Here is a 14,223-nt window from a genome sequence, read left to right on the forward strand (position 1 = left end):
CACCATTGATAAATGCCCCCGCTATACTATAGCTATGCTAACGCTTTGCCTGTAGCTTCCTGTGGCTACATCCTCCCCCCGGTATAATCCTATAGCAATATAGCTGTAGCTATGCCCAAAGCTTTGAGTGTAGCTTCCTAAAGCCTATCCCCTCCCCCGTTATATCCATAGTCATAATTCCTATAGCTACAGCCAATGGGATTGCTCGGCCATCGTGGCTGTGTATTGGCATGTAGCTACAGCCCTCCAGCGTATTTTCGTTGGGGGGCTTTTTTGTTTGACGCGGTGTGGGTCTTGCCGCTGGTGTCAGCCTCAGCCCGTCACGTAATCGACATCGACGGCGAGCCGTGGTTTCCGGCCAAGGACGTCTGCGATGTACTGGCACTTCGTGACCCCAGCCAAACCGTTCGGCGGGCGTGTAAGCCAGAGGAACAGCAGCACGTAACCAAGGCTTCTCTTAATCCGCTAGATGCGCGGGTTAGCTTTCCCAACAGGGGAATGCTCTGCGTGAACGAGAGCGGCCTTTACTCCTTGATCTTCAAGAGCCGCAAGGCTGAAGCCGAGGCGTTCCGGTATTGGGTTTGACCCGTGCAGGCATGTTGCGCTACTTGATACTGACCAGTTCCAGTTAAATCCGATTGAACTGAATAATGGTAACGGCACCCAAAAAGGTCATGCTTGTTTCCGAGAGCAGTCTAATCACCCGACGGGATCACCCGCAATTTTTTCGCGGGTCACGCATCACCTCAAAAACCTGGAGGAAGCCGAAACTACCTCTATGGCAGACTTGGAGGTAAAGACCACGGGCGCGGGCAGTGTATACGCGCCGCTTGGCGATGAGGCGAAGACCAAATTGAAACGGTCTCACTTAGGTATGACGCTGTGTGCTTCGCCTGTGAGCCGTGTGAGTTCCAGCAGGTTAGTCGTTCTAGCGTAGTTTCAAACGACGTTAGCTTTCCTAACCGGGGGATGCTTTGCGTCACTGAGCGCCATCTAGATTCCAGCACAGTAACACTGCGCGGATCAGTGTTTAGCCCGACAAATGGGAAATGCACTGACCACCTTTGATTTCAACAGCAACAGCCTCCGCGTTATCGACATCGAAGGGGAGCCTTGGTTCGTAGCGCAGGATGTGTGCCGTGTGTTGGCACTCGCTATCGACAGGAAGACAGGTAACGTCTGCTTTACGCCGAAGCGCTTCACTACCCTTGTGGCTGATGAGGTTGCCTTGCATCCAGTGCAAGTGAACCTGTCCGATGGCCGCGTTCAGAACCGACGGATGCATCTCCTCGCAGAGAGCGGCCTGTACAAGCTCATCATGCGCTCGGACAAATCCGAAGCCCGTGCTTTCCAAGACTGGGTCACTCGCGTTGTTCTCCCCGCCATCCGCAAGGACGGAGCGTATATCGCAGGCGAGGAGAAGTTAGCTGCGGGGGAGCTGAGCGAAGACAGCCCGTGTTTTTGGGGTCAAATATCTGAGCGCCTTACTATCTATACGTAGGGAAAGCGTTCCCCCCTTCGCACCGCGCCGTTGGTGTGGCTGGAAGAAAAAACCGGGGGTGGGGGTGTCGCTGTCTATAGCTTGCCATCCACGAGCGCCACGACGACAACGACCAACAGGGTCCAAGCCGCGCCAGCAAGCAATGGCCAGATCGGGTTTCGATTTGCGAGTCGCGCTGTTTCAGCCTGCAGCCTCTTAGTCTCTGCCATCAGATCGGCAACTGTTGTCGGCTTATGCAGTCCAGTCATGCGCGTCACCCTGTCAGCCACATTGACCTGCAGTATAGGGTAATGGGTGCAACCAGCAAGGTCAGTGCTTGGCGTGTTGCTCGGGCGGTGCTGCCCCTTGTGAAGCCATACAGAGCGCTGGCTACGTCTTAAGATAGGCTGAGGGGGCGCTTCCGCCCCTCTCGGTAGCTTGGGGGAATTACACGTGGCGGTGGTAGGAAGACCAGCGAGTGAGGTACAGCTTCACCTTCCCGGTGCACACAACGACTTCCCCTTCGCCTCCGCTTTCCACCTGCGGGCGAAGGAACGGGGACAGGCTTCCGCGCGTCTCAAGTGTGATTGCGCCAATGAGCGGGAGTGCGACAGTGTAAATTCTCATGGGTCTTCCTTCGTTCGAGTTCGATTGAGGTGGACGCTATGCCGCGCAATACAGAACTGCACTGAGTCAGTTTGACTCACCCAAGGCGATATTATCTTTTGTCCGCAAGGGTATACCTCCACGTACACTTGTGTGGCGGCGGCAAAGACTGTCCGTAAGGGTTGACTTATGTCTTCGTACACCATTATCAACGTACATCACCTAAACGGACACGAGGACGATATGAGCAAGACCATCCTGTACGCGCGAGTTTCAACCGCTGACCAAACACTTGACCACCAGCGGTCGCAAGCTGAAGCTGCTGGGTTTGAGATCGACGAGATGGTATCTGACCATGGGGTGTCAGGTGTCAGCACTACCCTGCAGGAAAGACCTGAGGGGAAGCGGTTGTACGATAAGCTGCGCCACGGCGACACGCTGGTGGTACGTTGGGTTGATCGCTTGGGCCGTAACTACCAAGACGTAACAGACACGATTAGGCACTTCATGCGACAGGGTGTTGTCGTGCGGACGGTGATCAACAACCTCACCTTCGATGGGGCAACAAAAGACCCCATGCAGGAAGCCGTAAGAGATGCACTGATAGCCTTTATGGCAGCCACCGCTCAAGCTCAGGCAGAAGCAACAAAGGAAGCCCAGAAGGCGGGCATAGAGGCTGCACGGCAGAACGAAACCAAGTACCGAGGCAAAAAACCCAGCTACGATCGAGCTGCGCTTAACACTGTCTTGGATATGCTAGGGCGTGGCGCAGGTGCATCGGAAATTGCTAGAGCAGTTGAGGTGAAAGTGAAGAAAAACGGGACATGGAAGACCCAAAAACTGACGCGGCAAACAGTCCTAAGGATCAAGCAGAACCCAGTTGCAGCAGGAGAGGCGCTTTCGAAATGGGGGCTATAACGCAGTTAGCTTAGGTACGTCAGATCAAGCTTGCGACTTCAGTGTCTGCTTACTTCTTCGCTATTTGTACTCTCGCAATTGCTGGAGCGACAATTAAGACCTTGAGGTTATTGACAAAGGTGATGCATCTTTCCCATCAAACATGGAGATCAATCAAATTGACGACCGAAGCAGATCACCCCGTAGGTGAAGTCATTGATTTATTTTGTGGAATTGGCGGAATTAGCCATGGGTTTAAGCGAGCGGGATTCCGCATCCTAGCAGGATATGACATTGATGATGGCTGCCGTTTTGCATACGAAACGAACAATGACAGCCGATTTGTTGCCAAGGATTTGGACGAGGTTTCACCCGCTGAACTACAAAGCCGCTTCACTGGAACTGTCCCTTCAGTTCTCGTGGGATGCGCTCCATGCCAACCCTTCTCAACGTACAAAAAGGGGAAGGAAGACGACCGGTGGAACCTTCTTCAGAAGTTCGCAAACCTCGCATTGGGCGTTGAACCCGACTTTATCTCAATGGAGAACGTTGCGGGGCTGATGGATTACAAAGGCGGCAAGGTTTTCCGTGAGTTCGTTTCAGCGTTGGAAACGAAATATATCTGCCGGTATTCTGTAGTAGATTGCACTGAGTACGGTGTCCCACAGAAGCGCAAAAGACTTGTTCTGATCGCCTCCAAGGGCGAAACTCCTGTGTACCTTGAGCCACGCGAAGGCACTGCACTAACGGTCAAAGACGCCATCGGACATCTGCCTGCACTTCAAGCGGGTGAAGTAAATGAGGATGACCCACTCCATCGCTCCAGCCGATTAAGCGACCTAAATGTCCAGAGAATTAGGGCGTCCCGCCCCGGCGGCACTTGGCGCGACTGGCCCGAGCATCTTTTGACAACCTGCCACCAAGCAGAGACGGGCAAAGGTTATGGCGGTGTCTATGGACGGATGGATTGGGAACGCCCAGCTCCGACTATAACCACCCAGTGCTACGGGTATGGCAATGGACGGTTTGGGCATCCAGTTCAGGATAGGGGCATGTCTCTCCGGGAAGCAGCTATTCTTCAGTCTTTCCCGGAGGACTATAAGTTCTTTGAAAAAGGTGGCTTTCCCGGATTTAAAGCAGTAGGTCGCTGGATTGGGAATGCTGTCCCAGTAGCCCTTGCAGAGCAAATAGCAAAAACGATTTCTTTGGAGATTAAACGTTTTGAACAAGCCTGAAGAATTTGAAATGACCGTATCTTTTGAGATGCGCGTTGACCTTAACGTTCTTAACCATCTGGGTATTAAGCTCTATAGCAGTATACCTGCAGTAATCTCGGAAGCTGTTGCAAACGCGTGGGACGCCGACGCGAATACAGTTTTGATCCAAGTGAGTGATGGAGAAATCACCATCGAAGACGACGGTCACGGCATGAACGTAAGTGACATCAACTCAAAATTCCTGACCGTGGGTTATCAGAGAAGAAGAAACGGCCACGCACTCACTCCTAATGGAAGGCGAGTGTTGGGTAGAAAAGGTATTGGCAAACTGTCTCTTTTCTCGATCGCGGACACCATCGAAGTTCACAGTAAGAAATCAGGCACGGCTTCAGGTTTGATTCTAAGCCTGCCCGCAATTCAAAAGTCAATTAACGACGGGGAAGCGACCTACAAACCAGTTACCGTCGAACCGAGCCCGTTTGAAAAGGAGTCTGGAACACGAATAATAATTAGGGACCTTCGCAAAGCAACCTCCCATGCGCCGGGACCTCTGCGGCGGCGTTTAGCCAGAAGGTTCTCTGAGCTGGGAAAAGAGGATTCTGACTTTAAAGTCATGGTAAATGGCGTCCAGATTTCTGGAGAAGACCGCGAGTACTTCAAAAAGGTGGAATTTCTTTGGGTCTACGGCGATCGAGGTCAGCAGATCAAAAGCAGTTCAAATGCTGATATAGTTTTTGAGCGTGATGCGCCGCTTTCAGGGTGGATCGGGACAGTGAAGTCAGCGGGTGACCTTGTAAGCGAAGACGGCGACAACTTGAACGACATCCAAATTATGGTGCGCGGTCGGGTTGCGCAGGAGAAAACGCTGCAGTTCTTTGGTGAAGACGGCATGTACGCTTCCTATGTTGTTGGGGAAATTCACGAAGATGGGCTTGATGACGACGACAAAGCAGACATCGCTACTTCCAATCGCCAATCCTTGATTGAAGATGACGCTCGCGTTCAGGAACTTCATTCTACCATAAAAGCTGAACTCAAAAACATCCAAAGTATGTGGACAAAACTCCGCAACGAGGCAGGAAAAAAGGCCGCACTGGAAGTCCCTGAAGTGGACGAATGGTTCAAAACATTGGGTTCTGACCAAAAAAACAAAGCATCCCAGTTGTTCGGAAAGATCAATCAGTTAAAGCTGGAAGCCGACGACAAGAAACCTTTGTTTAAGTATGGGGTATTGGCGTTCGAGAAGCTAAAGCTGCAGGACAGCCTCAGTAAGCTGGAGAACATCCAAGACGATGACTTTTCAGGATTCTTACAAGCCTTTGAAAGCCATGACGAGCTTGAAGCTCAATTGTACTACGAGATTTCTCGGGGGCGCTTGGATATTATCGACAGCTTTGAGGGGCTGACCGAAGAGAACCACCTTGAAAAGGTTCTGCAGAAATTCCTCTTTGAACACCTTTGGCTACTTGATCCCGCTTGGGATAGGGGAACCACCGACCCGGTTATGGAGACCGAGGTTAAAAAGGCGGTGTTGGACGACGAAGAGTTTAATGGCGAGTACATGGAACAAATCGGACGAGTGGACATTCAGTACCGCAAGTCTGGAGGGGAACACCTGATTATTGAACTAAAGCGGGCCGGGCGCACGACGAGCAGCATTGAGTTGCTAACGCAGGTCAACAAATATCAGATAAAGATGGACCAGCTTCTAGCTGGCACTGGACGTTCCCACGAGGCTTACGAAATTATTTGCTTAGTGGGCAAGGACCTCAGTGATTGGAAAAACCCTCAAGGAAGAGAAAAATCGCGGGAGATGCTCAAGGTAGCAAATGCTAGAGTTGTCACTTACCAAGAACTGATTGGCAACGCGCGACGGGCCTATAGCGCCTATTTAGATGCATCTGAGGAAGCTGGTAAAATTTTTAGGATACTGGACGCAATAGACAAGAGCCTATGAGGCTTGCAGGCATTGCTAAGGGCGAGTTTTAGTAACGTTAAGGGGGGAGCCAAATAGGTTCCCTCATTTTTTGGTGACGGCAATAGAACTCTGGGTTGCACAGGTTGCGGGCCTTTCTGGGGTTTCCACTACGTCGCCAGCATTGCGGGACTGAATGGCCTCTGCAGCTTTGATTGTCGCTTCCTGTAGCGCTCTGATCAAACGCGGCCATGAAGGGGAATCTTTGGCTAGATTGTCCGGGCATCTTGATTAGAGCCTTCACTGTAACACCTCACTGTAACAGACTCGTTTTTAAGCCCTTGTTATCTAAGGGTATAAAGTCAAATCAACAACTTATGGAGATTTGGTGGAGCCTAGGGGAAACGCCGCCGAACGCCTAATACACTGATAGTAAACACTATTGTAGTGTGTTGGTATCCACGATCAGAAAATTGGACACCTGTGGTCACAGGGGCTGGGCACTTTGCTTCATTGAGATTGGACAGTGTGCAGGACCTATTCGGTTACAAGGGCGGAAGGCTCAAAGGCAACCGGCGCGGAGACTTCCAATTATCGTAGCGCGGGTTGCCTTTGTATGACCATGATTGCTACTAGCCCAAAATCAAAGCCCGAATCTGCTCATCGACAAGACAGGCGTGAGGTACGGCCTCCAATTCATCGCACCTTCTCATCCGAAATTTGTCGATGCCAATTGAGGTTGACAATATGGCACCAGCCCGTAGGGCTTTGCGGACTGGCAAAATTAGGTTCACACAAATTGAAAGTCATCTTCGGTAATCAGTGTAGAATTCACACCAACTAGTGTGATTGTTCCTTGGCCATCCAAGTCCACTACAGCTCCGCCTGATGTATCGGTGATAACCAAATCCGAGTAAGCAAGACCCGTGCCCTCCAAGACCAAAAAGTCATTGCCGTCTTCAAAATCGGTAATTCGGTCATCCCCATCCCCACTTTTGAAGACAAACTGGTCCTTTCCGTGACCTCCAACCAGAGTGTCATCGCCGGTTCCGCCAACAAGCACATCGCGGTTCCAACTGCCGTTCAATGTGTCATTGCCAGCTCCGCCATGGAGGTTGTCTTGTGTATTGGTTCCGTTGAGGATGTCATTTCCATTGGTGCCATTGACCTTTGTATTGGCCAGAATGTCCTCAAGTATCCAGACTTCTCCATCACCGAACTCAATTTCTTCGATCCCATAGCCTTTTTCCAAAGTCTCAAATCGACTCTTTACAGTTATGGTCTCGTCTCCGTCCGGGCCAGAAATAGTAATTGTCAGATCATCTGATCCATTGGAGCGGGTCAACTGCACATCGCCAGACGCCACATCGGTTAACAACAGGCGGTCTGTTTCAGTCTTGGAACTGGAAAAGTCCACAATGGTGTCATTTCCATCGCCGCGCGACCAAACAAACTTATCGCTGCCATTTGCACTGTTGATTGTGCCGCCACCGCCCCGCAGAATATCGTCGCCGGTGCCTCCCACAAGAATGTCGCGATGCCAACTGCCGTTTAGTACGTCGTCACCGGCCAGACCATAAAGATTGTCTCGCGTGCCGGTCCCATTTAGAACGTCATTTCCGTCCGTACCCGTCACCGTTGTTTTGAGCAGGATATCGTTCAGCGTCCAGATTTCCCCATCACTGAATTGAATCTCCTCGATGCCATAGCCCTTGTTCCAAGCTTCATAGCGCCGGGTCACGGTAATTGTTTCTTCACCGTTGTCGCCTGTCACGATGATTTTCAGATGGGTACTGTTATTGTCACGTATGAGCCGAACATCATCCGAGTCCACATCTGTGAGGACGAGGCGATCCACTTCATCCATTGAACTCGCATGGTCACCAATCCAGTCGTTCCCGTCACCACGCGACCACGTGTAAGTGTCATTCCCATTTAATGCGACAAAGCCACTGGAACCGCCGAACAAGGTATCTGCCCCTGTGCCGCCTTCCAATACGTCGTCACCGTTACGTCCTTCGAGCGTATCATTCCCAGCTTTTCCAGTCAGGTACTCGGCCTGAGCAGAGCCGGACAACGTGTCGTTTGTGTTGCTGCCATTGATTGTGATGAGGTTGGGTAACACGGTAATGGTGATAACCGCCGTATTGGACCCTCCGTTTCCATCATCCACGGTGTAGGTCAGAGTTTCCGTGCCAAAGAAATCGTCGTTCGGCGTATAGCTGACCTGACCGTCCACAATACTGGCCATCCCGTTGGATGCACCCCAGACAGAGCTTATGGTCAACGCATCCCCATCAATATCCGTATCATTCGCGACCACATCAAGAAGCACTGTTTCTCCTGCGGTCAGGCTTGCGGCATCTTCTGAGGCGGTAGGCGCGTCGTTCTCCGGTGTCACTGTGATGGTCACTGTAGCCGTACGGCTGACGCCGTCGCCATCCACTGCTGTGTAGGTGAGCGTTTCAACTCCATTGAAATTGGCATTGGGTGTATAGTTGATTTGCCCGTTTTCAATGATGGCCGTTCCGTTAGAAGCCGCGCTAACCGATGAAAGGGTCAATGTGGCGCTGTCATTTGCGAGCGCATCAATCGTAGTTGAACCATCCTCCACTACAGAAGCCGTGTCGTCTGCAGCTTCAACGGTTGGCGCAGGTGGTGACGCAGCCTGCCACGCTGCAAGACTAACATCCGACAGCGTCAAGGTATCGCCATTGCCGTAAGCAATGGTGACATCGCCGTCCAACTCGCTCACGGTGACGCCAGCCAAGTCAACGTTGGGGTTGAAAACGACGCCATTGATTTCGATGAGGTCATGACCGACATCAAAGTCCGTCACTGTGTCAGCACCATCCCCGGTTTCGACACGGATGGTGTCGCTTCCAGAACCGGTAGCGTAGGTGTCGTTTCCTCTGCCCGCGTCAATTGTATCATCACCGGCACCGGCAAGGACTGTGTCGTCACCGTTGCCTGCATCAATGATATCGTTGCCCGCCCCAGCGGAAATAAAGTCATCATCCTCCGTACCGACAAGCGTTTCGCCCACATTCGTTCCCAAAATCTGACCTGATGCAGCAGCCTGCCAATCCGCAAGGGAAACGTTGAGCAGGGTGACCGTTTCATCGTTGCCAAAACCTATGACGACATCATCGTTTTGCTGGGCGACAGTAACTCCGGACGGCGGCGCATTTGGGTCAATCACCACCCCAGAGATGGCAATAGAATTCGACGCTACCTGAAACCCCGAAAGCGATTGGCTTCCGCTTCCCGGCTCAATGTTGGTTTCATCTTCCGCCATAGCTTGCGACGAAGCGCCAGCATTCGGCATAGTGGCCGTAATCGATCCGTTGGATACAAGCCTATCACCAACGAATTCGCTACCGGCGGTGTACCAAACCACTGTGTCAGCGCTTGTCAGATCATTTTCATACTTATTTTCAAAGAAGTAGATTATCGCCGGAACACCCGGTTTTGTGGCGTCTCCTAACCGTATTTCATAGGGTCTGCTGAACGCAGCATCGTTTAGCAAACTTGGATCATCTGCAAAGCGTCCTGTCAGAGAAGGCTCTCCATTACTATCGACATAAAAATAATAGTAGTCGTAGTATGGGGTAGCAGATATAGTCTGAATTTCCGTGACTGCAGACCCCAGGAAGGAAACTGTTTCAGTAACAACGCTTGAATATAGTATTTGGTCATACGGCCCGGTAAGGATCTCCCCTTCTGGGGCAAAAGTATCGTATGTAATTGTTTCAAATACAATAAATGGAATTTCTATATCTTCAATCGTGAGATTGGTGTCGTCCAACCCGTATGCATACGTTGCGACTTCATATACCTCAGACCGAATTTTAATCTGTTCGGTAGCAGCATCGTCCCAGTAGTATTTGTCTTCTGAACCTGGGTTTAAAAGCACGACATCGACCTGCGACCAATCAATATCAGCATCGACGAGATCAAGCGAAAAATCCGAGAAGTTCTCTTCCGTGAGGCCCGCAACTTCCACCGTCAGGATGTTTTTTGCGCCAGTTATTTTATCGGTATCGCCTCCGCCATAAATTATCGTCGGACCTTCGCCGCCTTCTTGCACATGGAACGTGTCTTCGCCCTCACCACCTGCAGCCATTTGACCACCAGACAGGTAAAACGTGTCGTCGCCATCACCGCCAACAGCGATTTCAACATTGGCATCTGTAAGATTCAGAGTGACGCCATCTGTGCCTTCAACAATGGCCGTATCCCGACCTTCGCCGCCATCAACCACCGTGTCATCCGCGTCAAAATAGAGCGTGTCATCCCCGCCTTCGCCGCGAAGCTCATCAGCACCGCCACCGCCTTTGATGACGTTGTTTTGACCATCGCCGGTTATTTTATCGTCAAATTCGGAGCCGATGACGTTTTCGAAGTTTGCTAGCCACAAACTTGATCCATCGGAAGATATCGATCCTGCTGTATCGTCTGGCCCGTCCAGAATTACTTCGACACCACTTTGAAAGCTCGAGACGTCTAAATGGTCACCCATTTCACCATTGTCACCACCGTCAATTTCCATACCTTCAATGCTAGGGTGAATAGATTGTTCCAATTCCAAAATATCATCATTTGATGAAAGGATAATCTTTTCAAATCCATACAGCTTGTGATCAACAACTCCATCTTCTGTGGTTACTTCCACCCGAGTGTCGTAGTAACCTCCATCATATTCGCCAATAGTGGCAATCAAACCCGTTGATGCGCTGTCTGCATAGTCAAAGGTATCATACCCGTCTGAGCCATCGGCAATTATTCCCAATGGGACTCCCCATTGCGCAGGCGTGGTAAATTCTACTCTTACAACATCGTCACCTCTACCAGCATTAAGTACGTGACGAGGCCCTCCGCTTAAGACAACGGCATTCTGACCAGCATCGTCGTGGATAGTTCCGACCGAGAATTCTGTTGTCGAAAGCTGGGCAGAAATAGACGAAACTAAGCCATTTTTTACGGTAAGTGACTCGCCAAAATGATAGTCGTCTACTTCTTCATCCGTAAGGCCATAAAAACCTTGAAAATACTGATTGGTTTCGTTTGTGTAATAGTTTTCGTCAACGTAGGGTGTTTGGCCAGTAACCACATTCCAGAACAATCCCAAGCCATTATCCTGAGCGGCAATCAGGCCAAGCCCGATTGCCGAAATAATATCGTAACTGCCGGGCTCTATCTTTGTGATTTTTTCTTCCTGATAACCTGGTTGATCTGGCAAATTAAATGGTCGACTGGACAAAAGTAATTGTTTGAAGAAATAGGATTCATTCAGATAAGGGAACAAAAGCGTTCCCGCCCAAGGGGCATAATCTCCACCAAAGACGACTGACGCAGCCGCTCCCGCATCCGCTTCACCAATTTCTCGAATCGTTGGCAGAACGCGTTCGTTAGGGTCTGGTCGACTAAGTTTTTCCAACACATCTTGGAAAAATCTAGAAGCGACTCCATTCGACGCACGCTGCATCTCGTTTGGGCCCATTGGTTCACCATAACGCGCTTGATGCTGCAATTCAGTGTAGCTTCGGATAAACCCCGCAAAAGCTCCGGTATCTGAGTTGACGTCCTTTGCGCCCTCGATCCACCTGTAAGCGTTCAGATTGACCCCATCTGCAGGAACGATGTGTGTGCCGGGAAGTAGATCAATCTCTACACTGATAGCATCAAAGACCGCTTCATAAGCCGCAGTGAATATCCCCGCTGCAGAAGAGTTGACTTGAAATTGAGCAAGCGCAGCTTGGATCAGAGGTTTCAGTTCATCGACCTGTTCCTGGGAAAATGTAAAAGACACAATCAGTTCTCCTCAATCCAGCTGGCAATGACGTCGCGGACGTATTGATCTATTACGATCCAATTCGTAGGTTCGAAGTCTTCCCCAACCCAAATTTCATACGAAAAATTAAGGTTTTGGTTCAGGCGGTAGTGAACACTGCAAGTCGGACTGACGCAGGTCATTCGAAGTCTAGAACCAATTGGACTTAGGTAAGCTTTCGGAAACAACCAACCACCGTCGATTGTAAATGAGCCTTCAGCCACTCGATGGACAAAACCGTCATCTTTCTCCACGCCTTCTGAAGAAATAATCTGCTCCCAAAATGCTTCACTATCTTCGGCAGCTTTTGTCCCGATAGTAGACAGTCTAATGGATCGAACACGCACACCATCGACGCCGGGAACTCCAAATTGGCCATGCCCCAACCTAGGATCAATGAAGCCACCCCAAAGTCCAACTGCACTTATCGGCTCGACTTGGCAGGGTAGAAAATTCAAAAGCTGCCCGCCGGTTCCGATAACTGTCACTAACCATCCGCTCGGATTTGGGAATGCGAAAACCGTACGCTCAAGTACCGTACCATCAGCATCAATCACTGAACGCAGTGAAACTTCCAATTCGTCGCCGTAACATTCAGCGAGGTCGGTTTCATCGGAAGTGGCAGTCAGGATCAAACGTTCAGAAACTTCATAGCCCAATGGTGCGTCACTTGCCGTTTCTGCTCGCCCTTTGCCTTCATGCCTAAGTGTATTTGGCATGTAGGCATGTGCCTGTTGGCTACTAAGGCCAAAAAACACTGCACAAATTGAAAATCTGATGCACCAACAGAAATATTCCAATAAATTCAATTTAGTGCACTCCAATATAAGTCTTAACGGCGACTCAAATCATGCATGCATAGATTGCAAGTTTAGTCAAAAAATTTCTTGGAGGTTGTTGAATTATTTCCTGAAACGTAAAAAATTCTGTAACTACGTTCAGCCTTCCAATCGAATAGTTCAGGCTTCGTTTTTAGACGGCGCTCGAACGACTATCATGCTGCTGATCCTATGCTCACGCTTATCTTACCTGGTTGGTCGCACGCAATACGTCAGATCTCTGCCGTCATAATCTACCGTGGCGCTTGGGCGTATCTCTGTCAGAGACTGTAGTTCGATTTTGGTTTCAGTTTGGGCAGTACCGCGAGCCATAGATAGACTTCGATATTATCATTCAAAATGAGTATTTCTCCGCCTCAACGCATTGAACGGACTGATGAACGCCCGATAGACCCATGCCATTCCGAAGATAAGTCCGGAGGAAAAAACAACCAGAAACATGCGGGCAGGCAAATCTGCGTCAAGGTTCCGAAAGAGAATATACAGCGTTGGAAGCAACAGGAGGAGCAGCCCGATCATCTGCGATAGCCCAAGCAGCTTGAACCAAAGCACATAGCGCAGCCGAAGGGTGCGCCCATCCCAGGTCATACTACCAATTCTATATAGAGCACGTACATCCCAACTGGTCAGATCATAATCATCCATGAACTTAACCACAGCTAATCGGCCACGCTTACCCAAGACAAAATTGAACCGATCCCGAAAGTGGCGTTCGCTTTTAATGGACTGGACATCTTCCGGAAGGAGATCCTTGTGATGCTCCTCAACCGGTTTCGCACGGGAATACCCGCCACTGACCAATGCGGTTTTAATCATCTCCGACAGTCCTTGATCAATGTCTATCGCGACATCACCAAATTGGTGGTCTTTCGCCCGGCCCTCAAATTCAACGACATTGTTGCTTTCATCGTCTTCTGAACCGGAATCCATCATCCGTATCCCGCCACAAGGCTGGCGATCAGGTCTTCGCCCCCGGCACCAGAGGCATTGTGCATGAAAAACTTGTAGGTTGCCGCCACCATATTGGCGATTTGATCGTGGCTAACATCAGCATGTGTTTCATCAACTGCGCGCAGGACAATGCCAATGGCTCGGGTAAGTGTACTCTGATCCAGCCCCACCTGACCCAAAGAACGAGGCCGTTCCTCCGGTCCATCCATAATCCACAGCGGGTCAATCTGGAACCGCCTTGAAATCTCTATCAGCGTTTCCGCTGGCAGCTTGCGTGTACCGCGCTCGTAGTTTTGTTCAGCGCGGAGCGAGATGCCGAGCGCATCGGCAAATTGCTGCTGAGAAAGCCGCAGCGCCTCACGCAGCGCCAACAACCTGCCCGCAATGGCCTCTATTGACTCGTTTGTGCTCTTTTTCATATTTTGTACTCAAAAGGCTAGATATTTAGCCTCAACAAGAGGGCAAGGTCGTGAATTCGAACATTC

Annotated in this window: 9 protein-coding genes; 5 read left to right on the top strand and 4 right to left on the bottom strand. The window is 50.4% G+C overall.

Annotation, left to right across the window (positions count from 1 at the left end; genetic code table 11):
* The first annotated feature begins 273 nt into the window (after positions 1-273).
* The 5 genes from ACRZ94_RS18140 to ACRZ94_RS18160 all read left to right on the top strand — a co-directional run bounded on the left by ACRZ94_RS18140 (position 274) and on the right by ACRZ94_RS18160 (position 6,157).
* Complete coding sequence (locus tag ACRZ94_RS18140; protein WP_480797990.1) at positions 274-585, top strand: BRO-N domain-containing protein; 312 nt, start codon at positions 274-276, stop codon at positions 583-585.
* Between the two features lie 457 nt (positions 586-1,042).
* Positions 1,043-1,501, top strand: coding sequence for a BRO-N domain-containing protein (locus tag ACRZ94_RS18145; protein ID WP_480797991.1), 459 nt, complete (start codon positions 1,043-1,045; stop codon positions 1,499-1,501).
* 828 nt (positions 1,502-2,329) lie between these two features.
* Complete coding sequence (locus tag ACRZ94_RS18150) at positions 2,330-3,004, top strand: recombinase family protein (protein WP_480797992.1); 675 nt, start codon at positions 2,330-2,332, stop codon at positions 3,002-3,004.
* Between the two features lie 158 nt (positions 3,005-3,162).
* Positions 3,163-4,218, top strand: a complete 1,056-nt coding sequence (locus ACRZ94_RS18155) for a DNA cytosine methyltransferase (protein ID WP_480797993.1) — start codon at positions 3,163-3,165, stop codon at positions 4,216-4,218.
* Positions 4,205-6,157 (top strand): BbrUII/HgiDII family restriction enzyme, encoded by a 1,953-nt coding sequence (locus ACRZ94_RS18160; protein WP_480797994.1) that lies wholly within the window; start codon positions 4,205-4,207, stop codon positions 6,155-6,157. Before ACRZ94_RS18155 ends, ACRZ94_RS18160 begins: the two co-directional genes overlap by 14 nt.
* 748 nt (positions 6,158-6,905) lie before the next feature.
* Here ACRZ94_RS18160 and ACRZ94_RS18165 read toward each other — a convergent pair.
* The 4 genes from ACRZ94_RS18165 to ACRZ94_RS18180 form a co-directional block, all read right to left on the bottom strand.
* The gene (locus ACRZ94_RS18165) at positions 6,906-11,927 is read right to left on the bottom strand and encodes an Ig-like domain-containing protein (RefSeq protein WP_480797995.1); all 5,022 of its coding nucleotides are present in this window, start codon (positions 11,925-11,927) and stop codon (positions 6,906-6,908) included.
* Positions 11,928-11,929: 2 nt separating this feature from the next.
* A complete protein-coding gene (locus ACRZ94_RS18170) occupies positions 11,930-12,667 on the bottom strand; it encodes a hypothetical protein (RefSeq protein WP_480797996.1) in 738 nt (245 codons plus the stop codon).
* A gap of 450 nt (positions 12,668-13,117) precedes the next feature.
* Complete coding sequence (locus ACRZ94_RS18175) at positions 13,118-13,720, bottom strand: hypothetical protein (RefSeq protein WP_480797997.1); 603 nt, start codon at positions 13,718-13,720, stop codon at positions 13,118-13,120.
* Positions 13,717-14,157 carry a helix-turn-helix domain-containing protein gene (locus ACRZ94_RS18180; protein WP_480797998.1) on the bottom strand — a complete coding sequence of 147 codons (441 nt, stop codon included), beginning with the start codon at positions 14,155-14,157 and terminating at the stop codon, positions 13,717-13,719. The genes ACRZ94_RS18175 and ACRZ94_RS18180 overlap by 4 nt, the downstream gene beginning before the upstream one ends.
* Positions 14,158-14,223: the final 66 nt, after the last annotated feature.

Source organism: Ruegeria sp. CH10, assembly GCF_056537125.1.

Excerpts from the sequence above, each read along its gene's own strand:
- ACRZ94_RS18145 (WP_480797991.1), top strand. The coding sequence starts at position 1,043 with ATGGGAAATGCACTGACCACCTTTGATTTCAACAGCAACAGCCTCCGC.
- ACRZ94_RS18180 (WP_480797998.1), bottom strand. The coding sequence starts at position 14,157 with ATGAAAAAGAGCACAAACGAGTCAATAGAGGCCATTGCGGGCAGGTTG.
- ACRZ94_RS18150 (WP_480797992.1), top strand. The coding sequence starts at position 2,330 with ATGAGCAAGACCATCCTGTACGCGCGAGTTTCAACCGCTGACCAAACA.
- ACRZ94_RS18170 (WP_480797996.1), bottom strand. The coding sequence starts at position 12,667 with ATGCCAAATACACTTAGGCATGAAGGCAAAGGGCGAGCAGAAACGGCA.
- ACRZ94_RS18175 (WP_480797997.1), bottom strand. The coding sequence starts at position 13,720 with ATGATGGATTCCGGTTCAGAAGACGATGAAAGCAACAATGTCGTTGAA.